Here is a 19562-nt window from a genome sequence, read left to right as displayed (position 1 = left end):
CGGCCCGCTCACCGCACCCGGTACCCCTCGGCCCGGCGGCCCGTGAACAGCTCCGCCTGACGCTCCGGGGGCAGGTTGCCCAGGGTGATGAGGTGGGGGGCCTCGGCGAAGGCCGCGGCACGGGACGGGGCCCGGGTCGCCCAGAGGGCCCTCACCGTGCCCTGGACGGCGGTGGGCGGCAGGCCGGCGAGGGTGGCGGCGTGGGTCAGCGTCGTGGGCAACGCCTGGCCGGGCTCGGTGAGTTCGGAGACCAGGCCGATGTCGTGGGCGCGGCGCGCGGAGAGGCGTTCGACGGCGCCCATGAGCGTCATCCGGGCGACCTCCCCGTACGGCATCCGCTGCGCCATCAGTGCCGACTCGTACGCGCTGACCATCCCGTACGTGGTGTGCGGGTCGAAGAAGACCGCGTCGGCGCCGGCGACGAGGAACTCGCACTCGCCGAGCAGGTAGAACGCGCCGCCGCACGCCATGCCCTCCACCGCGCCGAGGACCGGCTTCCACAGGTCGTTGGCCTTCGGGCCGACGGTGAGCAGCGGATCGTCCTGCATGTAGGGCGAGGCGGGCTGGGGCACGACGGCGTCCCGGTCGATGCCGGTGCAGAACGCCCGCCGGCCCGCGCCCGTGAGGACGACCGCGCGCACCGAGTCGTCGAACCGCAGCTCCCGCCACACCTCGCGCAGCCGCCCGGCCATGTCGAGATCGATGGCGTTGAGCCGGTCCGGCCGGTCGAGGGTGACGACGGCGACGCCGGTGTCCGCGTCGCGGGACAGCCGCACGCTCACGGCCGCTCCAGGACCCACTGGGGCAGGCCGCCCTCGGGGAAGACGGCCCGCACCCGGGCGCCGATGCGCAGCCGGGCCGGGTCGAACGAGTCCAGCGGCGCTCCGGGTTCGGTCACCAGGTTGCCGACCAGCCGGATCCTCGGCGCCTCGGCCAGCTCCACCAGGACGACGTTGTACGGGGCGTGGGCGGCGTAGTCGGGCAGCAGCGGCGGGTGCGGGACGACGAACGACCACAGGCGCCCGCGTCCGTCGGTGCGCCGCCATGCGCTCGCGAAGGACTGGCAGTGCGGGCAGCAGGGGCGGGGCGGGAAGCGGGGCTCGCCGCAGTCCGCGCAGGCCTGGACGCGCAGTTCGCCGCGGGCGGCGTGGGCCCAGAAGGGGGCGCCGTCGGTGTCGACGACCGGTTCGAGCATCTCGGACTCCTCAGTTCCTGAGCAGCAGCGCGGAGGTCGGGACCCCCTCGCCCGCGGTGACGAGGCAGGTGGCGGCGCCGGGGACCTGGGCGGTGCTGGTCCCGCGGAGCTGCTTGACGCCCTCGTTGATGAGGTTGAAGCCGTGGACGTACGCCTCCGACAGCCCGCCCCCGCCGGTGTTGACGGGCAGCCGTCCGCCGGTCTCCAGCGCGCCGCCCTCGGTGAACGCGCCGCCCTCGCCCCGGCCGCAGAAGCCGTACCCCTCCAGGGACAGCGGGACGAGCGGGGTGAACGCGTCGTAGATCTGGGCGACATCGACGTCCTGCGGGGTGAAGTCGGCGTGTTTCCACAGGTGTCGGGCGGCGGCCCAGGCGGGGCCGGTGAGCGGGTCGTCGTTCCAGTAGTTGACCATGCCGTGGTGCTGGGCGGGCAGCCCCTGGGCGGCGGAGTGCACGTACACGGGCCGCTGCCGGCAGTCCTGGGCGCGCTCACGGCTCACCACCACGCACGCCAACGCACCGTCCGTCTCCAGGCAGTTGTCGTAGAGGCACAAGGGCTCGCTGATCCACCGGGCGGTCATGTACGACTCCCGGGTGAGGGGCCGCTCGTACATGATCGCGGCGGGGTTCTGGTTGGCGCGGTTGCGGCAGGCCAGGGCGACGTTGAAGAGGTGGTCGCGGGTCGCGCCGTACTCGTGCATGTAACGGCGGGCGAGCATGGCGATCTCGTCGACGGGCCGCAGCAGCCCGTAGGGCCGCGTCCACTGGGCGGGCGTGGGGAGCTGGACGGCGGTGTCGGTCCACGGCCGGGGCCCGCTGCCCCGCTTCCGCGACCGCCACGCGACCCCGACCGTCGCCTGGCCGGCGGCGATGGCGGCGGCGAGGTGGGCGACGGTGGCGCAGGAGCCACCGCCGCCGTAGGGGACGCGGGAGAAGTAGGTGAGGTCCCCGAAGCCGACGGCCTTCGCGAGCTCCACCTCGTCGGTCTCCTCCATGGTGTAGGAGGCGAGCGCGTCGACCTCGCCGGGGGCGATCCCGGCGTCGTCGAGAGCTGCGAGGACGGCGCGGCAGGCGAGCGTCTTCTCGTCCTCGGGGAGGCGCTTGGCGAAGGGCGTCTGGCCGATGCCGACGACGGCGGTGGCGTCCTTGATTCCTGGTGCTCCGGGCATGCGCGCACACCTCCGCGACAGGGACGGACGGAGCTGACAGGTCGTCAGGTTACAGCTAATCTGACGGTCAGTCAGCTACTGTGCCGGGGAGGCGTCATGGGCCGTGACGTGGAGTGGGAGACGATCCCGGAGCTGGTCCGGTGGGCCGCCGTGCGGTTCGCGGACACCGAGGCGGTGGTGGAGGGCCGCACGCGCGTCTCCTACGCCGGGCTGGGCGCCCGCGTGGAGTGTGCGGCGGCGGCCTGCCTGGCGAACGGGGTGGAGCCGGGCGACCGGGTGGCGATCTGGGCGCCCAACTCCCTGGACTGGATGGTCGCGGCGCTCGGAGCGGTGTCGGCGGGCGCGGTCCTCGTCCCGCTGAACACGCGGTTCAAGGGCGGCGAGGCGGCCGATGTGCTCCGGCGCAGCGGCGCGCGACTGCTGTTCGTGACCGGCACTTTCCTCGGGACCTCGTACGTGGCGTCGCTTCGGCGGGCGGCCGGTGAGGGGCCGGGGGAGGGGCCGCTGCCCGGGCTGCCCGCGCTGCGCGAGGTGGTGGTGCTGTCCCAGGACGCGCCCGTCGGCTTCCGCGCCTGGAAGGACTTCCTGGCGGGCGGGGAGGGGGTGGGCGCGGCCGAGGTCCGGTCGAGGGCGGGGGCGGTGGCCGGTCACTGGCCCTCGGACATCGTCTTCACCTCCGGCACGACCGGCCGCCCCAAGGGCGCGGTGATCACCCACGGGCAGACGCTGCGGGCGTACGACATCTGGTCCGACCTGGCCGGACTGCGCCGGGGCGACCGCTACCTCGTCGTGAACCCCTTCTTCCACACCTTCGGCTACAAGGCGGGCGTCATCGCCTGTCTGACGCGGGGCGCGACGATGATCCCGCAGCCGGTGTTCAACGTGGAGACGGTGCTGGCGAACGTCGCGTCCGAGCGGGTGTCGGTGCTGCCCGGCCCGCCGACCCTCCACCAGTCCCTCCTGGACCACCCGTCCCGGGACGCCTACGACCTCTCCACGCTGCGCCTGGTGGTGACCGGCGCGGCGGTGGTGCCGCTGCGGCTGGTGGAACGGCTACGGGGCGAGCTGGGCGTGTCCACCGTGCTCACGGCGTACGGCCTGTCCGAGGCGAGCGGCATCGTCACGATGTGCCGCCGGGGCGACGAGCCGGCGGTGATCGCCTCGACGTCCGGCCGGGCGATCCCCGGCACCCAGGTGCGGGTGGTCTCCGCCGAGGGCGCGGTGCTCGGCCCCGGGGTCCCCGGGGAGGTCCTGGTCCGCGGCTTCAACGTCATGCGCGGCTACTACGAGGACGCGGCGGCCACGGCGGAGGTGCTGGACGAGGACGGCTGGCTGCGCACCGGTGACGTGGGCGTCCTGGACGCCGGGGGCAACCTGCGCATCACCGACCGCATCAAGGACATGTTCATCGTCGGCGGCTTCAACGCCTATCCGGCGGAGATCGAGCAACTTTTGGGCCTGCACCCCGATGTGGCCGACGTGGCGGTGATCGGCGTCCCGGACGCCCGCCTCGGCGAGGTGGGCAAGGCCTACGTGGTCCGCCGCCCCGGCGCACCGCTGACCGCCGACGACCTGATCGCCTGGTCCCGCAGGGAGATGGCGAACTACAAGGTGCCCAGAGCGGTCGAGTTCGTACGGGAACTGCCGCGCAACGCGAGCGGGAAGGTGGTCAAGGGGGAGCTGCGGGAGGGCGCCCGGACGCCCGTTCGGAAGCTCTGACGGACACACGTCGGCCGCGGTGGCGTCCCCTCCCCGCCACCGCGGCCGAACTCCCCCGTCGAGGTGCCTACTCGGCGCGCTCAGAGGTGGCGTGGTTCTCCATCGTGCGGACGTCTGCGACCCCGCCGGTGGCGTGGTTCTCAAGGGTGCGGACGTCTGCGACCCCGCCGGTGGCGTGGTTCTCAAGGGTGCGCACGTCGGCGACGCCGCCGGTGGCGTGGTTCTCCATCGTGCGGACGTCGGCGACGCCACCCGTGGCGTGGTTCTCCAGCGTGGTGACGGCCGGCTTCTCGCCCGTGGCGTGGTTCTCCGCCGGCTTGGCGGCGGCCTGTGCCTCGCTGTTGTGCTGCTCGCTCATGATGTGGCTCCTAAAGGACGGGACGAGGTCCGTGAAGCCCGTCCAGCGACTCCCCCGCGGGTCGCTGGACGGGCGTTCGGGGCGCCCACCCTGGTGGTGGGGGCCGACATCGACCCGCCTGCCCCCCGACGCGCCGGATCGACGTGGGACGAGCCTGCCTGACGGCGATAAACGAACGATGAATGCGCCGGACCAGGGCCTTGTCAGACCGCCGGGACGGGGGCCAGCAGCGCCCGGACCTCCTCGGTCTCCGGCGAGCCGAGTTGCTCGAAGACGGCGAGCGCCTCCTGCCAGCAGGCCCGCGCCCGATCCGACTGCCCGAGCCCTCGCAGGCTGCGCCCGAGCACCGTCAGCACGTTCGCGCGCCGCCACTCGCCCCCGATGCCCCGCAGCACGGAGAGGGAGTGCTCGGCCATGGCCGCCGCCTGCGCGGACCGGCGCGCGGCGAGATGGACCTCGGCCGTGCGGAAGATGGTCATGCCCTCCCAGAGCCGCTGGCGGCACTCCCGGAACACCTCCAGCGCGTCGTCGAGGCAGCTGACGGCCTCCTCCAACTGAGCGGCCTGCGTCAGCGCGAGGCCCAGCGCGTAGCGGGCGTTCGCGCCCCGCAGGGAGTGCCCCAGCCTGTCGTAGATGGCGACGCCCTCCCGGGCCAGCGCCACGGCGCCCGAGGTGCGGCCGGTGGCCAGGAGGATCCGCGACATGTTGCACAGCGCGCTGGCCTCGCCCGGCCGGTTGCCGTCGGCCCGGTAGTTGGCGATGGCCTCGTTCAGGAGGGCCTCGCCGTCACGGTGGCGGCCCTGGTACAGGGCGATGATCCCGCGGTCGTTCGGGGTGCAGCCGCTCGGCAGCGGATCCCGGGTGACGCGCGTCAACTCCATGACCTGGGCGGCCTCTTCGTCGGCCTGCGCGAAACGGCCGGCGACGAGGTGCACGTTGGTGATGGCCATCCGGGCCCGGCCCTCCGTGCGCGGATCGCCCACGGCCCGCGCGGCCTCGCGTGCGGCGGCCGCCGACACCTCGTAGTCCCGGGCGTTGGCCCCCGACTCCGCGAGGTCCTTGGCGGCCCACAGCAGGTCCGTGGCCCGCCGCAGCCGTTCGTCGCCGAGCGACTGGCGCACGCAGGCGAGCAGGCAGTCCGCCTCCGTGTACAGCCAGTCCAGCGCGGCGGCGGCCTCGGCGAAGCGCAGCCCCGGGTACTCCGTCCCCGCCAGATGGTCCACCAGCCGGTCTCCGGGCCGCTCGATGGCGTAGACGCCCGCCGCCGTCGCCAGGTAGAAGTCCAGCAGGCGCGACATCGCCGCCTTCCGCTCGCCGGGCGGTTGTTCGTCCCGCTCCGCGCATGCACGCGCGTAGAGGCGGACCAGGTCGTGGAAGCGGTAGCGTCCGGGGGCCGCCGACTCCAGCAGGGAGGTGTCGACGAGGGACTCCAGCAGGTCCTCGGCGTCCTCCTGCGCCAGGTCGAGGACGGCCGCCGCAGCCGGCAGGGAGATGTCGGGGCCGTCCGCCAGGCCCAGCAGGCGGAAGGCACGCGCCTGGGCCGGCTCCAGCTGGCCGTAGCCGAGTTCGAAGGTCGCCTTGACCGCGAGGTCGCCGGCCTGCAACTCGTCCAGACGCCGCCGCTCGTCGGCGAGCTTCGCCGCGAGGACGGACACCGTCCACGTGCGGCGGGCGGCGAGGCGCGACGCGGCGATACGGATCGCCAACGGCAGGAAACCGCACGCCGCGACGACGTCCAGCGCGGCCTCCCGCTCCGCCGCCACCCGCTCCTCGCCCACGATCTTCGTGAACAGCGACAGCGCCTCGTCGGGGGACATCACGTCCAGGTCGACCAGATGCGCGCCGGCGAGCCCCACCATCCGCACCCGGGAGGTCACGAGGGCCGCGCACCCCTCCGTGCCCGGCAGCAGCGGACGCACCTGCGCCGCGTCCTTGGCGTTGTCCAGCAGGACCAGCACCCGCCGCCCGTCCAGCACCGACCGGTACAGCGCCGCCCGCTCCTCCAGGGAGTCGGGCACCGCCGAGTCCGCCGTGCCGAGGGCGCGCAGGAAGGCGCCGAGAACGGTCACCGGCTCGGCCGCCCTACCGCCCGCCCCCTGGAGGTCGACGTACAACTGCCCGTCGGGGAAGGCGGACCGGGCCTGGTGGGCGACGTGCACGGCCAGCGTCGTCTTGCCGACGCCCCCGATGCCCGCCAGCGCCGACACGGCCATCACCCGGCCCTCACCGCCGCCCTGCGGCCCCGACGCCCCCGCCAGCACCTCGCTCAGCTCGGTCACGAAGGCCGCCCGGCCCGTGAAGTCCGGCACCGTCGCCGGGAGTTGCGCGGGCCGCACCAGCACCACCGCCGCCTCCGTCGCGGCCGACGGCTCCGCCAGCTCCGGGTCCGCCTGGAGGATACGGCGCTGCAGCTCACGCAGGCCGGGGCGCGGATCCACGCCCAGCTCCTCGGCGAGCAGCCGCCGTGTGTCCGCGTACACCGCGAGCGCCTCCGCCTGCCGGCCGCTGCGGTACAGCGCCAGCATCAGCAGCTCACGGAAGCGTTCGCGCAGCGGATGCGCCGCCGTCAGCGCGGTCAGCTCCGAGACCGCCTCGGCGTGGCAGCCCTGCTCCAGGTCCATGTCGAGCCGGCTTTCGAGGAGTTGGAGCCGCCACTCCTCCAGGCGGACGCGCTGCGCCTCCGCGTACGGGCCGGGCACCCCGGCCAGCGCCTCGCCGTCCCACAGCGCCAGCGCCCGGTTCAGCGTCTCCCGCGCCTGCCGCAGATCCCCGGCACCGCGCGCCTTCTCCGCCTCGGCGGACAGTTCCTGAGCCGCCGTCAGGTCCAGTGAGCCGTCGGCCGGGGCGCGCACCGCGTACCCGCCCGACTCGCTCACCAGAACGCCGGGGTCCAGCGCCTTGCGCAGCCGGGAGGCGTACGTCCGCACCGCCGCCAGCGCCTGCGACGGCGGTTCCTCGCCCCACAGCGCGTCGATCAGCTCGGCGGCCGTCGCCGTACGCCCTTCGCGGAGCAACAGGGCGGCGAGCAGCGCGCGTTGCTGAGGAGATCCGGTCGCCAGCGGCTGATCGCCGCGCCAGGCCCGCACCGGACCCAGCACGTCGAAGCGCAGCGCCGCGGGCTCCTCCGAGGAGCCGGGGCGTCTTGGCTCCGGTGCGCGCGGTACACCCTCGTTCATCGGGGTCCCCCTAGGCATCATGACCGACCAGGTCAGTTTGCCCTGTCCGTGCCGGAACCGTCAGCCGGGGGCGACGCCGATCGCGGGCCGGCACACGGAAGCGACACAGCCGTGACACATCCTCCGCACACGAAGGCCCGCGAACCGGCCCCGCCCCGCGCTGTCGCCGCTCACGAACGCGTACGAAACCGTCTCGCACACCGTTACTGACGGACCGTCAGATCGGCGCTACCGTGCCCCCATGGAGACATCGGAGACCTTGGCGACCGACGAGAGCTTCCCCCGGATCATCTCCGTCGACGACCACACCGTCGAACCCCCCACCGTCTGGCAGGACCGCCTCCCGAAGAGGTACCTGGACACCGGACCCCGCGTCGTCCGCGCCCCGCTGAAGGAGATGACCTTCCTCGGCGGCCGCTTCTCGCCCGTCATGGGCGCGCCGGGGGACGACGGCCCCGTCGGCGACTGGTGGGTCTACGAGGACCTGCACCGCCCCCTGACCCGCCTCGACACCGCCGTCGGCTTCAGCCGGGACGAGATCAAGCTGGAGGTGATCACCTACGAGCAGATGCGCCCCGGCTCCTACGACGTCCCCTCCCGCCTCGCCGACATGGACGTCAACCACGTCCAGTCCGCCGTCTGCTTCCCCACCTTTCCCCGCTTCTGCGGCCAGACCTTCACCGAGGCCGCCGACCGCGAGCTCGGCCTGCTGTGCGTGCGCGCCTACAACGACTGGATGGTGGAGGAGTGGTGCGGCCCGCAGGCGCGCGGCCGGCTGATCCCGCTCACCCTCATCCCCCTGTGGGACGCCGAGCTGGCCGCCGCCGAGGTCCGCCGCAACGCCGCGCGCGGGGTCCGCGCGGTCGCCTTCTCCGAGATACCCCCGCACCTCGGGCTGCCGTCCGTCCACACCGACGACTGGGACCCGTTCCTCGCCGCCTGCGACGAGACCGGCACCGTCGTCGCCATGCACATCGGCTCCTCCAGCCGTATGCCGTCGACCTCCGCCGACGCCCCGCCCGCCGTCGGCTCCACCATCACCTTCGCCAACTGCTGCTTCTCGATGGTCGACTGGCTGATGAGCGGCAAGTTCGAACGCTTCCCGGGCCTGAAGGTGATGTACGCGGAGGGGCAGATCGGCTGGATCCCCTACATCCTGGAGCGCGCCGACGTCGTCTGGGAGGAGAACCGCGGCTGGGGAGGCGTCGCCGACAAGGTCCACCGCCCGCCGTCGGAGCTGTTCGCCGAGCACGTCTACGGCTGCTTCTTCGACGACGCGTTCGGGCTGAGGAACCTGGACGCGATCGGCGTCCGAAACGTGCTGTACGAGACGGACTACCCGCACTCCGACTCCACCTGGCCGAAGTCGCGCGAGGTCGGCGAGGCGCAGATGGGCCACCTGGACCCCCAGGTCGTCGAACGGATCGTCCGGGGCAACGCGATCGACCTGCTGGGGCTGACGCGGGACGGTCTGTGGCCGGGCGGCGCCCGGTGAGCCTCGCCTACGGCATCCAGCTGCCCGTCCAGTCCCAGTCCGCCCTGTACGCCGAGCGCTGGGAGGCCGACGCCGGCCCCGCCGACCTGGTCGCCGTCGCCCGCGCCGCCGACCGCGCCGGCTTCTCCTACGTCGCCTGCTGCGACCATGTCGCCGTGCCGCGCCGGCTCGCGTCCGCGATGGGCACGATCTGGTACGACCCGGTGGCCACCCTCGCCCACCTCGCCGCCGTCACCGAACGCGTCCGCCTGCTCAGCCATGTCGCGATCGTCGGCCTGCGGCACCCGCTGGTCACCGCCAAGCAGTACGCCACCCTCGATCACCTCAGCGGCGGCCGGCTGATCCTCGGCGTCGGCGCGGGGCACGTGCCGGAGGAGTTCGAGGCGCTCGACGTCGACTTCACGAGCCGCGGAGCCGTCCTGGACGAGTGCGTCGACGCGCTCAGGGCGGCGCTCGGCCCCGAGGAGTACCCCGTCCACCACGGAAAGGCGTACGACTTCGAAGGGCTGGGCCAGCGCCCCCGGCCCGCCCAGCCGCGCGTGCCCCTCTGGGTCGGCGGCTCCTCCCCGGCCGCCGTGCGCCGCGCCGCCCTCAGAGGCGACGGCTGGCTGCCGCAGGGGGACCCGCGCGACCGGCTGCCCGCGCAGATCGAACGCCTCCGCTCCCTGCGGGCGGGCGCGGGCCTCGACTCCCCGTTCACCGTGGGGGCCATCACCGAGCCCCTCTACGTCGGCACGCCCGCCTGGGACGTCGGCCGCCGCACCCTCACCGGCCCGCCGGGGGAACTCGCCGCCTCCCTGCGGGAGTACCGCGCGATGGGCGTGGACCAGATCCAGGTCCGCTTCCGCTGCCGCTCCCGCACCGAACTCACCGACCAGATCGAGGCGTTCGGAGCCGACGTGGCCCCGCACCTCGACGCCGGCCCCCGACTCGGCATCGCCGCACACCCCTGAGGAGACACCATGGGCAAGCTGGACGGACGTGTCGTGCTCGTCACCGGCGGCGCGCGCGGGCAGGGCGAGCAGGAGGCGCGACTGTTCGCGGCGGAGGGCGCGCGGGTCGTCGTCGCCGACGTCCTCGACGAGCAGGGGCAGGCCCTGGCCGACGAGATCGGGGCGCTGTACGCCCACCTCGACGTGCGCGAGGAGGACAGCTGGCGGCACGCCCTCGACACCGCGCAGGAGGCGTACGGCCGGGTCGACGGCCTCGTCAACAACGCCGGCATCCTGCGGTTCAACTCCCTCACCGACACGCCTCTCGACGAGTTCATGGAGGTGGTCCGGGTCAACCAGGTCGGCTGCTTCCTGGGGGTGCGGACGGTGGCCCCGGCCATGGCCGACGGCGGTACCGTCGTGAACACGGCCTCCTACACCGGGCTGACCGGGATGGCGGCCGTGGGCGCGTACGCGGCGACCAAGCACGCGATCGTCGGGCTCACCCGGGTCGCCGCCCTGGAACTGGCCCCGCGCGGCATCCGCGTCAACGCGATGTGCCCCGGGGCCATCGACACGCCGATGTCGAACCCGGCCGCCCTGGACCCGGCCGCGGACGCCGAGGAGACCACCAAGGCACTCGACGGGCTGTACCGCAAGCTCGTGCCGCTGGGCCGCATCGGCCGTCCGGAGGAGGTGGCCCGGCTGGCGCTGTTCCTCACCTCGGACGACTCCTCCTACATCACCGGGCAGCCGTTCGTCATAGACGGGGGATGGCTGGCCGGGGTCAGCATCATCTGACGGTCAGTCAGCTCGTGGGGGTGCGGCTATTGACGGTGCGAGGGGGTGGTGCCACAGTCGGCGGGAAGCTGATCTGACGAGGCGTCAGAAAAGGAATCGGTGGACCTGGGGACGGTGAAACTCCTTGGAATTCGGGCTCTTTGTACAGGGATACGTCGGCAAGCGCGCGGAGACCGACCCGCTGGCCGAGCACAAGGCGCTGATGGAGGAGACCGAGTACGTCATCCAGGCGGACAAGTCCGGCTTCAAGTACGCCTGGGCGTCCGAGCACCACTTCCTGGAGGAGTACTCCCACCTCTCCGCCAACGACGTCTTCCTCGGCTACCTCGCGCACGCGACCGACCGCATCCATCTCGGCTCGGGCATCTTCAACCCGCTGGCCCAGGTCAACCACCCCGTGAAGGTCGCCGAGAAGGTGGCCATGCTCGACCACCTCTCCGAGGGCCGCTTCGAGTTCGGCAGCGGACGCGGGGCCGGCTCACACGAGATCCTCGGGTTCATCCCGGGCGTGACCGACATGAACCACACCAAGGAGATCTGGGAAGAGACCATCGCCGAGTTCCCCAAGATGTGGCTCCAGGACGAGTACGCCGGCTTCCAGGGCAAGCACTGGCAGCTCCCGCCGAGGAAGATCCTGCCCAAGCCGTACGGCTCGTCCCACCCGGCGATGTGGTACGCGGCCGGCTCCCCGCCCTCGTACGCGATGGCGGCCCGCAAGGGCCTCGGCGTGCTCGGCTTCAGCATCCAGAAGGTCTCCGACATGGAGTGGGTGCTGGAGCAGTACAAGACGGCGATCGTGAACGCCGAGCCGGTCGGGGACTTCGTCAACGACAACGTGATGGTGACGACGACCGCGATCTGCGCGCCCACCCACGACGAGGCGATCCGGATCGCCGCCTCCGGCGGGCTGCACTACCTGCCCTCGCTGGTCTTCCGCTACCACGACACCTTCCCGCGGCCCGAGGGTTTCCCGGAGTGGCCCGAGACGCTGCCCGAGTACACCCCGGAGTTCGTGGAGCTGCTGGTGGAGGAGGAGCTGCTGATCTGCGGGGACCCGGACGAGGTGCTGCGCCAGTGCAAGCGGTGGGAGCAGGCGGGCGCCGACCAGCTGTCCTTCGGACTGCCCGTCGGGGTGCCGAAGGAGGAGACGCTGCAGACGATCCGGCTGATCGGGGAGCACGTGATCCCGAAGATCGACACCGATCCCGTGCACCGCACCTCGCGGTTCCGGGCCGCCGCGTGATCGCCGTCGGCGGGTGAGGGCGCGGGTGCGCCGTGGCTGGTCGCGCCCACGCGGCGGAGCCGCGGATCGGTACAGCCCCGCACCCCCGGACAGGCATCCTCACGCACTCGAAGGAGTCACCCCCATGCTCGACCACGTCATCAAAGGGGCGACCGTCGTCGACGGGACGGGCGCGCCCGCCCGTGCCGCCGACGTCGGCGTACGGGACGGTCGTATCGCCGTGATCGGCCACGTCACAGAGGAGGCGAGGTCCGCCGAGGACGCCTCCGGGCTCGTCCTCGCCCCCGGGTTCGTCGACCCGCACACCCACTACGACGCCCAGCTGTTCTGGGACCCCTACGCCACGCCCTCGCTGAACCACGGGGTCACCACGGTCGCCGCCGGGAACTGCGGGTTCACCCTCGCGCCGCTCAACCCGGAGCGGCCCGGCGACGCCGACTACACGCGCCGCATGATGTCCAAGGTCGAGGGCATGTCGCTGGTCGCGCTGGAGGAGGGCGCGCCCTGGAACTGGCACTCGTTCGGGGAGTACCTGGACGCGCTGGAGGGCCGCATCGCCGTCAACGCCGGGTTCATGGTGGGGCATTGCGCGCTGCGGCGGTACGTGATGGGGCCGGACGCGGTCGGCGGGCAGCCCAGCGAGGAACAACTCGACCGGATCGTCGGGCTGTTGCACGAGGCGATGGACGCCGGCGCATGGGGCTTCTCCACCACCCAGTCCTCCACCCACTCCGACGGCGACGGACAGCCGGTCGCCTCCCGGCACGCCCGCCCCCGGGAACTGCTCGCGCTGGCCCGCGCCGTCGGGGAGCACGAGGGCACCCAGATCGAGGCGATCGTCGCGGGCTGCCTCGACCAGTTCAGCGACGCCGAGATCGACCTGTTCGTCGAGATGAGCGCGACGGCCGGACGCCCCCTGAACTGGAACGTCCTCACCGTCGACGCGGCCGTGCCGGAGCGGGTGCCCCGGCAGCTGGCGGCGAGCGAGCGGGCGCGGAAGGCCGGGGGCCGGGTGGTGGCCCTGACCATGCCGATCCTCACCCCGATGAACATGTCCCTGGGCACCTTCTGCGCCCTCAACCTCATCCCCGGCTGGGGGCCGGTCCTCGCGCTGCCGGTCCCGGAGCGGATCGAGAAGCTCCGTGACCCGGCCGTCCGGGCCGAGATGCTGCGGCGCGCCGACTCCAAGGAGGCGGGCGTCTTCCGGCGGCTGGCCGACTTCGGGCGGTACGTCATCGGCGACACCTACAGCGAGGCGAACCGGGGCTTGAGCGGCCGGGTGGTGCGCGACATCGCGGCGGAGCGCGGCCTGGACCCGTTCGCCTGCCTGGTGGAGATCTGCGCCGCCGACGGGCTGCGCACGGTGCTGTGGCCGATGCCGACGGACAACGACCCGGCGTCGTGGGCGCTCAGAGCGGAGACCTGGCAGCACGAGGACGTGCTGTTGGGCGGCTCCGACGCGGGCGCGCACCTGGACCGCATGTGCGGGGCGCCGTACACGACCCGGTTCCTCGGCGACTGTCTGCGCGGGCGCCGGCTCGTCGGCCTGGAGCAGGCGGTGAAGATGCTCACCGACGACCCCGCGCGGCTGTTCGGCCTGCGGGAGCGGGGCCGGATCGAGGAGGGCTTCCATGCCGACCTGGTCCTGTTCGACCCGGAGCGGATCGACGCGGGCACGGCCACCCTGGTGCACGACCTGCCGGGAGACAGCCCGCGGCTGGACTCCAAGGCGCTGGGCGTGCGGGCGGTGTGGGTCAACGGGGTCCCCGCGATCCGCGACGACGTGGTGACCGGGGCGGTGCCGGGCCGGGTGCTGCGCTCGGGCCGCGACACACGGACGGTGGCGACGAAGTGAGCCGGGGATCCGGGTCGACCGCGAGCGGCGGCCGAGCGGGCGACGGGCAGCGGCTGTTCGTCGGCGGTGCGTGGGCCGAACCGGACGGCGGTCACTACGCGGTGACCGACCCGGCGACCGAGGAGAGGGTCGGATGGGCTCCGGAGGCATCACGGGAGCAGGTGCTCGCGGCCTGCGCGGCGGCCCGCGAGGCCTTCGGCCCCTGGTCGCGGACTGCGCCCGAGGAGCGGGCGGCGGTGCTGGCCCGGGCCGCGGACTTCATCCGCGGCCACCTCGGGCCGTACACCGAACTGGCCCGCGCGGAGACGGGCGCGACGACGGGGACCGCGCGGGCGATGCAGGTGGGCGTCGGGGCGGCCCGCTTCCGCCGGTACGCGCGCGTGGAGCCCGCCGAGTGGGCGATCCCGCCGCAGATCAACGAGGCCGGCCCGATGGGGAAGGCCGGGGTGACGGGCGCGCTGGCCGTGCGCCAGCCGGTCGGCGTCGTCACCTGCGTCACCTCGTACAACAACCCGTGGGCGAACCCGGCGGGCAAGGTCGCCCCGGCGCTGGCCATGGGCAACACGGTGGTGGTGAAGCCGGCCCCGCAGGATCCGCTGTCCGTGTACCGCATGGCGGAGGCGTTGGAGGCCGCCGGGGTGCCGAGGGGTGTGGTGAACGTCGTCTCCGGCCGCGCGGTGGAGGTCGGTGAGACTGCGGTGTCCTCGCCGGACGTCGACATGGTGAGCTTCACCGGTTCCACTGCGGTCGGGCAGCGCATCGCCGAGGAGTGCGGGCGTTCCATGAAGCGGCAGTTGATGGAGCTGGGCGGCAAGGGCGCGGCGCTCGTCCTCGACGACGCGGACGTCAGGTCGGCGGTGGCCGGGATCGGCACCACCTTCTCCTTCTACAGCGGCCAGATATGCACCGCCCCGACCCGCGTCCTGGCCCAACGGGGCGTGTACGAACGGCTGGTGGAGGGGCTGGCGGCGTACGCGGGCCGGCTGAAGGTGGGCGACCCGAGCGAACCGGACACCGTCGTCGGCCCGTTGATCTCCGCCGCCCACCGCGACCGGGTGGAGTCGTACGTCGAACTGGGCCGCAAGGAGGGTGCGGTGATCGTCGCCGGTGGTGAACGCCCGCCACTGGAGCGCGGGTTCTACGTCGCCCCGACCCTCCTGGCCGACTGCACGAACGACATGCGGGTCGCCCGGGAGGAGATCTTCGGCCCGGTGGTCGTGGTGATCCCCTTCGACGACGAGGAGGAGGGGGTTGCCCTGGCCAACGACAGCGACTACGGCCTGATCGACTACGTGTGGTCCGCCGACGTGGCGAAGGCCTTCCGCGTCGCCCGCCGCCTCCGCGCCGGCGGCGTCGGCGTCAACACGGTCGCCCGCAACATGGAAGCCCCCTTCGGCGGCTTCAAGAAGAGCGGAGTCGGCCGCGACGTCGGCTCCTACGCCCTGCACGCGTACAGCGAGGTTCAGGCGATCGTCTGGCCTGGGTGAGAACCGCTGCCGGCGGTCACAGGTCGAGAACGGCGCGAAGCCCGATCTCGACCGCCTCCATCACCCGCTCCTCCACAGGGCCCAGGTCATGGGTGAAGCGGGTGGCGGCCAGCGTCCGGAACTCACCCAGCACGACGGTGCCGGAGGAGGGGGAGGTCACGGGGATGTCCACCAGTGTGGCCTCGCGCACCTGCTGCGGGTAGATCAACACGCAGGTCGCCGACTTGTGCTGGTCGTTGAGGACATCGGAGAGACCACCAGGACGTGTGCCGGCCCACCGGCGAAGCGCAGTTCGTAGACGTGCCCGCGCCTCATCACCCCGCCACCCGGCCCCACCGCTCCAGCGTGGCCTCTTCATTCTCACCGGGCTCCGCGACCGTGGCCGTGATGTCGGCTTCGGCGCGCACCCACGCCGACCTCTGCAGTTCCTCGGCGAGCATTTGCTGACGCAGTATGCGCGCCGTATAGGCGGAGGCGTTGCCCTTGGCCTTCACGAAGGCCGCCACGTCGTCCGGCAGGCTCATCGTCGTGTTGACCGTCATGCCGCCACCATACGATGCTCATGTGCCGTGGGACGGAGGCTGTCGATGCGGGTCGTGACCTGGAATCTTTGGTGGCGCTTCGGGCCGTGGGAGGCGCGGCAGAAGGCGATCCTGTCCGTGCTGCGCGATCTGCGTCCCGACGTGGTCGGACTGCAGGAGGTGTGGGCCTCCGGCGGTGAGAACCAGGCGGAGTGGCTCGCCGGCGAGCTGGGCCTGCACTGGGCTTGGGGCCCCTCCCCGTCCCCCGAACGCTGGCGGCGACGGATCGGGGACGCGTCCGTCGACGTCGGCAACGCGGTGCTGAGCCGCTGGCCCGTGGTCGAGCGGGAGGTGCTCGAACTGCCCGCGCCGGCCGACCTCGCCGACGGCCGCACCGCCCTGTACGCCCGCCTCGCCACCCCCGCCCACGACGTCCCGTTCTTCACCGCCCACCTCACCTCGGCCCCGGCGGCCGCGGCCCTACGCCGCCAACAGGTCACCGCGCTCGCCGAGTTCGTCGCCCGGCACCGCGGCGACACCCCCTTCCCACCCGTGGTCACCGGCGACTTCAACGCCGTGCCGGACTCCGACGCGGTGCGCCTGTTCGGCGGCTACAAGACCGAGCCCGCGGTGCCCGGCCAAGTCCTGTACGACGCCTGGGAGTACGCCGACCCGACGGCCCCCTCCGCCACCTGGACCCCCGAGAACCCCTACGCGGCCCGCCTCCTGGAACCGCCAGCCCGCATCGACTACATCCACGTCGGCCTGCCGGGCCCCGCAGGCGAGGGCCACATCCGCGCCGTCCGCCGCGCCGGCCACGGCCCCGTCGACGGCGTGTGGCCCTCGGACCACGCGGCGGTACTCGCCGACCTGGCGGCGGACGGCGTGGACGGTCCTTGACCCACTGCGGCCGCCTCGGCCCGGCGTCTCCCGCCAGTGGCGCGGGCACTTCGTCGTGGCCGCCTTCGACCGGTTGGCGCCGATGACCTCGCGCATCCGGGGCAGTTCCGCTCCGCTGGACGCGTCCGTCTCCAGGTCCTCGCGGAGCGGGGTGACGAGCAGGAGGTGCTGCCCCTTTTCCCGTCAGGGGGATGCTTCACTTCCGCCCCAGGAACACCGGATTCGTCAAGGCGGCCATCACCCCGGGCACCGGACCCACCGCCGTCTCGTGCCGGATCTCGGCCCGCACGTACGTCGCGCGCGAGGGCGTCGTGGCCCACTCCGCGACGCCCCGGCCCGACACCGGCAGCGGGCCGCCCGTGAACAGCACCCCCTGGTCGGTCACGAAGCGGACCGTGCAGCGGGGGGCGCCCGTCACCTCCAGGCGGACGGTCACCGGGGTGTCCGGCTCCACGTCCAGCCGCTCCCCGATGCCCGCCCCCGCCCCCCGGGCGTCCGTCGCCGTGAACGTCAGCGACAGTCCGGCCGACTCGGCCACGTACGACCGGCCGGCCCGGAGGCCCGCCAGGACGGCCCGCCGGGTCAGGTCGTCGGCCAGGACCACCGTCTGCGGCAGCCCCACCGCGTCCGGGGCCCGGTGCGCGTCGCTGCCGCCCATCGCCGGCAGCCACTCCCGCCGGCCCCCGCGCGCCCCCGACGCCAGCCGCGCGTCCCAGTCCGCCAGCGTCGTCGCGTCGTCCGGTGTGTACGGCCCGTTCCACACCTCCACCGCGTCCGCCTCGTCGTAGCCGAACCGCCAGCCGCAGCCGACGCACGGGGCGTGCGGGTGGGCCGGGACGACCAGGCCGCCCGCCGCGCGGATCTGCCGGGCGAACCGGCCGAAGCAGTCGTCGCGGGCCCGGTGGCGCCAGTCGACGAAGGTGCCGGGGTCCGTGCCCACGGCCAGGGCGTGGCCGTTGCGCGTGGTGACCTCCTCACCCAGGAGGACCAGCAGGTCGTCGTCGGCCGCGTCCGCCCAGGCGCCGTGCCCCGCATGGGTGTTGTGCTCGGAGGTATTGACGAAGTCCAGTCCGGCCGCCCGGGCCAGCGCGGCGATCTCGCCGGGTGTGCGGCGGCCGTCGGAGTGCCAGGAGTGCAGATGGCAGTCGCCCCGGTACCAGGCTCGCCCCCGGCCCCGCGCCCGCTCCGGCGGGTACGCCGGCCGGGGGGTCTCGCCCCGCTCGCCGAAGGTCAGCGTGACCGTCAGCTCGTAGGACAAGCCCTGCGGGGCCACCGTGTAGGGGCCCAGCGCCACATGCCACCTCCCCTCGCGCACGGGGCCGGCGACATAGCCGGGCGTCGCCTCGTCCGCGCGGACGAAGAACTCCGAGCGGGCGCCTCCCGACCAGCCCCGGAAGCCCTCTCCGCCGAGCTCGGTGCCCCGCTCGTCGAAGACGCCGACGTCGAGTGCGTTGCGGGGCGTGCCCGGGGGGACGGACGGGCGGTCGTAGGCGTACGCGACCCTGAACTCCCGTACACCCGGCGGGACGTCGACGGGTATGTACACATAGTCGGGGGCGCCGGCGGGCAGTGTGCCCCGCACGGTCCTCGTCACCCGCTCACGGCCGCCGCCGGCCGGGAAGAAGCCCACTCTTGGAAGCGTAGGCCCGACGGCGACCGTCGTCGCCGGGAGAAGCGCGGCCCACGGCTGATGCCGACCGGTCGGTATGGACAGTCGCTCCTTGCGGCGGTACAGATGAGGGCGACTCCCGCGTCGCCGAGTCGGACGAGACGAAAGGCCACTCATGCGCATCGCCGTCACGATCTTCCTCACCGATGAGACGATCACCCCGACCCGCCTCGCCCGGGAGCTGGAGGAACGCGGGTTCGCCGGCCTCTATCTGCCCGAGCACACCCACATCCCGGTGGAGCGGACAACGCCCTACCCCGCCGGCGGCGACCTGCCTCGCGAGTACGGCCGCACCCTGGACCCCTTCGTCGCCCTCGGCCAGGCGGCGGCCGTGACGGAGAACCTCGGCCTGGGAACCGGCATCACTCTCGTCGCCCAGCACGACCCGATCGGCCTCGCCAAGCAGATCGCGACCCTGGACCACCTGTCCGGCGGACGGTTCACCCTCGGCCTCGGCTACGGGTGGAACGTCGAGGAGGCCGCCGACCACGGCGTGGAGTGGCGCACCCGCCGTGAACTCGTCCGGGACCGGATGGCGGTGATGCACGCCCTGTGGTCGGCGCGGCCCACCGCCCACGAAGGCCCCTACGCCTCCGTCCGAGCCAGCGACGCCCACCCCAAGCCCGTCCAGCGGCCGCGGGGCCCGGTCGTCGGCCCCCGCACGCTGATCGGCGGGGCGGCGGGACCCAAACTGTTCGCCCACATCGGCGAGTACGCCGACGGCTGGCTGCCGATCGGCGGGCGCGGCCTGTCCGAGTCGCTGCCCGTGCTGCGCGCCGCCTGGGCCGACGCCGGCCGCGAACCGTCCGCCCTCCAGGTCGTCCCGTACGCCGTCCAGCCGTCCCCCGGCAAGCTCGCGTACTACGCCGACCTGGGCATCGAGGAGGTCGTGCTGCAACTGCCCCCGGCGGGCGAGAAGGAGGTCCTGGGGCTGCTCGACGACTGCGCCCGGTACCTGCCCGCCGCCGGCGCCATCGCGTGACGCCGGCCGGGCAGGCGTATCCGGGCGTCCCCGTCGGCCCTGATCAGCGCGAACGTATGCT

The 19562-nt window shown here is 73.3% G+C and carries 17 protein-coding genes; 9 read left to right on the top strand and 8 right to left on the bottom strand.

Going from position 1 to position 19562, the window contains the following annotated elements; translation table 11 throughout:
* Positions 1 to 8: 8 nt before the first annotated feature.
* Genes ACIOC0_RS14355 through ACIOC0_RS14345 form a run of 3 tightly spaced genes read right to left on the bottom strand, consistent with a single transcriptional unit; the run spans position 9 to position 2363 of the window.
* Positions 9 to 782, bottom strand: coding sequence for an enoyl-CoA hydratase/isomerase family protein (locus tag ACIOC0_RS14355; protein WP_402155320.1), 774 nt, complete (start codon positions 780 to 782; stop codon positions 9 to 11).
* Entirely contained in the window at positions 779 to 1195 is a 417-nt protein-coding gene (locus ACIOC0_RS14350) for a Zn-ribbon domain-containing OB-fold protein (RefSeq protein ID WP_402155319.1), read from the bottom strand. The genes ACIOC0_RS14355 and ACIOC0_RS14350 overlap by 4 nt, the downstream gene beginning before the upstream one ends.
* A 10-nt stretch (positions 1196 to 1205) precedes the next feature.
* Positions 1206 to 2363 carry a lipid-transfer protein gene (locus tag ACIOC0_RS14345; RefSeq protein ID WP_402155318.1) on the bottom strand — a complete coding sequence of 386 codons (1158 nt, stop codon included), beginning with the start codon at positions 2361 to 2363 and terminating at the stop codon, positions 1206 to 1208.
* A 96-nt stretch (positions 2364 to 2459) separates the two neighbouring features.
* On the opposite strand from ACIOC0_RS14345, the gene ACIOC0_RS14340 reads away from it, so the two are divergent.
* Positions 2460 to 4082: a FadD3 family acyl-CoA ligase gene (locus tag ACIOC0_RS14340; RefSeq protein ID WP_402155317.1), complete on the top strand. Its 1623-nt coding sequence runs from the start codon at positions 2460 to 2462 to the stop codon at positions 4080 to 4082.
* A gap of 67 nt (positions 4083 to 4149) precedes the next feature.
* Here the strand turns inward: ACIOC0_RS14340 and ACIOC0_RS14335 are convergent, their stop codons facing one another.
* Positions 4150 to 4440, bottom strand: a complete 291-nt coding sequence (locus ACIOC0_RS14335) for a hypothetical protein (protein WP_402155316.1) — start codon at positions 4438 to 4440, stop codon at positions 4150 to 4152.
* Between the two features lie 203 nt (positions 4441 to 4643).
* Positions 4644 to 7616, bottom strand: a complete 2973-nt coding sequence (locus tag ACIOC0_RS14330) for a BTAD domain-containing putative transcriptional regulator (RefSeq protein WP_402155315.1) — start codon at positions 7614 to 7616, stop codon at positions 4644 to 4646.
* A gap of 241 nt (positions 7617 to 7857) precedes the next feature.
* Here ACIOC0_RS14330 and ACIOC0_RS14325 point away from each other — a divergent pair, with 241 nt between their 5' ends.
* From ACIOC0_RS14325 to ACIOC0_RS14300, 6 genes are all read left to right on the top strand, one after another.
* Positions 7858 to 9111 (top strand): amidohydrolase family protein, encoded by a 1254-nt coding sequence (locus ACIOC0_RS14325; protein ID WP_402155314.1) that lies wholly within the window; start codon positions 7858 to 7860, stop codon positions 9109 to 9111.
* Positions 9090 to 10064, top strand: a complete 975-nt coding sequence (locus tag ACIOC0_RS14320) for a TIGR03619 family F420-dependent LLM class oxidoreductase (RefSeq protein ID WP_402155313.1) — start codon at positions 9090 to 9092, stop codon at positions 10062 to 10064. Before ACIOC0_RS14325 ends, ACIOC0_RS14320 begins: the two co-directional genes overlap by 22 nt.
* Before the next feature lie 9 nt (positions 10065 to 10073).
* Positions 10074 to 10844: an SDR family NAD(P)-dependent oxidoreductase gene (locus ACIOC0_RS14315; RefSeq protein ID WP_402155312.1), complete on the top strand. Its 771-nt coding sequence runs from the start codon at positions 10074 to 10076 to the stop codon at positions 10842 to 10844.
* Between the two features lie 124 nt (positions 10845 to 10968).
* The gene (locus ACIOC0_RS14310; protein ID WP_402155311.1) at positions 10969 to 12087 is read left to right on the top strand and encodes an LLM class flavin-dependent oxidoreductase; all 1119 of its coding nucleotides are present in this window, start codon (positions 10969 to 10971) and stop codon (positions 12085 to 12087) included.
* A 124-nt stretch (positions 12088 to 12211) separates the two neighbouring features.
* A complete protein-coding gene (locus tag ACIOC0_RS14305) occupies positions 12212 to 13942 on the top strand; it encodes an amidohydrolase family protein (protein WP_402155310.1) in 1731 nt (576 codons plus the stop codon).
* Positions 13939 to 15429 carry an aldehyde dehydrogenase family protein gene (locus ACIOC0_RS14300; RefSeq protein ID WP_402155309.1) on the top strand — a complete coding sequence of 497 codons (1491 nt, stop codon included), beginning with the start codon at positions 13939 to 13941 and terminating at the stop codon, positions 15427 to 15429. Before ACIOC0_RS14305 ends, ACIOC0_RS14300 begins: the two co-directional genes overlap by 4 nt.
* Positions 15430 to 15445: 16 nt before the next feature.
* Here ACIOC0_RS14300 and ACIOC0_RS14295 read toward each other — a convergent pair whose 3' ends face one another.
* Both ACIOC0_RS14295 and ACIOC0_RS14290 read right to left on the bottom strand, forming a co-directional pair.
* Entirely contained in the window at positions 15446 to 15619 is a 174-nt protein-coding gene (locus ACIOC0_RS14295; RefSeq protein WP_402155308.1) for a hypothetical protein, read from the bottom strand.
* Positions 15620 to 15743: 124 nt separating this feature from the next.
* Positions 15744 to 15971, bottom strand: coding sequence for a hypothetical protein (locus ACIOC0_RS14290; RefSeq protein WP_402155307.1), 228 nt, complete (start codon positions 15969 to 15971; stop codon positions 15744 to 15746).
* Between the two features lie 45 nt (positions 15972 to 16016).
* Here ACIOC0_RS14290 and ACIOC0_RS14285 point away from each other — a divergent pair, with 45 nt between their 5' ends.
* Positions 16017 to 16850 (top strand): endonuclease/exonuclease/phosphatase family protein, encoded by an 834-nt coding sequence (locus ACIOC0_RS14285; RefSeq protein WP_402155306.1) that lies wholly within the window; start codon positions 16017 to 16019, stop codon positions 16848 to 16850.
* A gap of 196 nt (positions 16851 to 17046) precedes the next feature.
* On the opposite strand, the gene ACIOC0_RS14280 is transcribed toward ACIOC0_RS14285, so the two are convergent.
* Positions 17047 to 18558 carry a CehA/McbA family metallohydrolase gene (locus ACIOC0_RS14280; RefSeq protein ID WP_402155512.1) on the bottom strand — a complete coding sequence of 504 codons (1512 nt, stop codon included), beginning with the start codon at positions 18556 to 18558 and terminating at the stop codon, positions 17047 to 17049.
* Positions 18559 to 18634: 76 nt separating this feature from the next.
* Between ACIOC0_RS14280 and ACIOC0_RS14275 the strand changes: the two genes are divergently transcribed.
* Positions 18635 to 19501 carry an LLM class F420-dependent oxidoreductase gene (locus ACIOC0_RS14275; protein ID WP_402155305.1) on the top strand — a complete coding sequence of 289 codons (867 nt, stop codon included), beginning with the start codon at positions 18635 to 18637 and terminating at the stop codon, positions 19499 to 19501.
* The last annotated feature ends 61 nt before the right edge of the window (positions 19502 to 19562 follow it).

Source organism: Streptomyces sp. NPDC088254 (genome assembly GCF_044740925.1).
Lineage (GTDB): Bacteria > Actinomycetota > Actinomycetes > Streptomycetales > Streptomycetaceae > Streptomyces.
The sequence above is the reverse complement of the archived record's forward strand: the minus strand, read 5'-3'. Positions and strand labels throughout refer to the sequence as shown.

Coding starts and splice junctions, on each gene's coding strand:
- ACIOC0_RS14330 (WP_402155315.1), bottom strand. CDS start 7,616: ATGAACGAGGGTGTACCGCGCGCACCGGAGCCAAGACGCCCCGGCTCC.
- ACIOC0_RS14335 (WP_402155316.1), bottom strand. CDS start 4,440: ATGAGCGAGCAGCACAACAGCGAGGCACAGGCCGCCGCCAAGCCGGCG.
- ACIOC0_RS14305 (WP_402155310.1), top strand. CDS start 12,212: ATGCTCGACCACGTCATCAAAGGGGCGACCGTCGTCGACGGGACGGGC.
- ACIOC0_RS14275 (WP_402155305.1), top strand. CDS start 18,635: ATGCGCATCGCCGTCACGATCTTCCTCACCGATGAGACGATCACCCCG.
- ACIOC0_RS14285 (WP_402155306.1), top strand. CDS start 16,017: ATGCGGGTCGTGACCTGGAATCTTTGGTGGCGCTTCGGGCCGTGGGAG.
- ACIOC0_RS14290 (WP_402155307.1), bottom strand. CDS start 15,971: ATGACGGTCAACACGACGATGAGCCTGCCGGACGACGTGGCGGCCTTC.
- ACIOC0_RS14325 (WP_402155314.1), top strand. CDS start 7,858: ATGGAGACATCGGAGACCTTGGCGACCGACGAGAGCTTCCCCCGGATC.
- ACIOC0_RS14315 (WP_402155312.1), top strand. CDS start 10,074: ATGGGCAAGCTGGACGGACGTGTCGTGCTCGTCACCGGCGGCGCGCGC.
- ACIOC0_RS14345 (WP_402155318.1), bottom strand. CDS start 2,363: ATGCCCGGAGCACCAGGAATCAAGGACGCCACCGCCGTCGTCGGCATC.
- ACIOC0_RS14340 (WP_402155317.1), top strand. CDS start 2,460: ATGGGCCGTGACGTGGAGTGGGAGACGATCCCGGAGCTGGTCCGGTGG.
- ACIOC0_RS14350 (WP_402155319.1), bottom strand. CDS start 1,195: ATGCTCGAACCGGTCGTCGACACCGACGGCGCCCCCTTCTGGGCCCAC.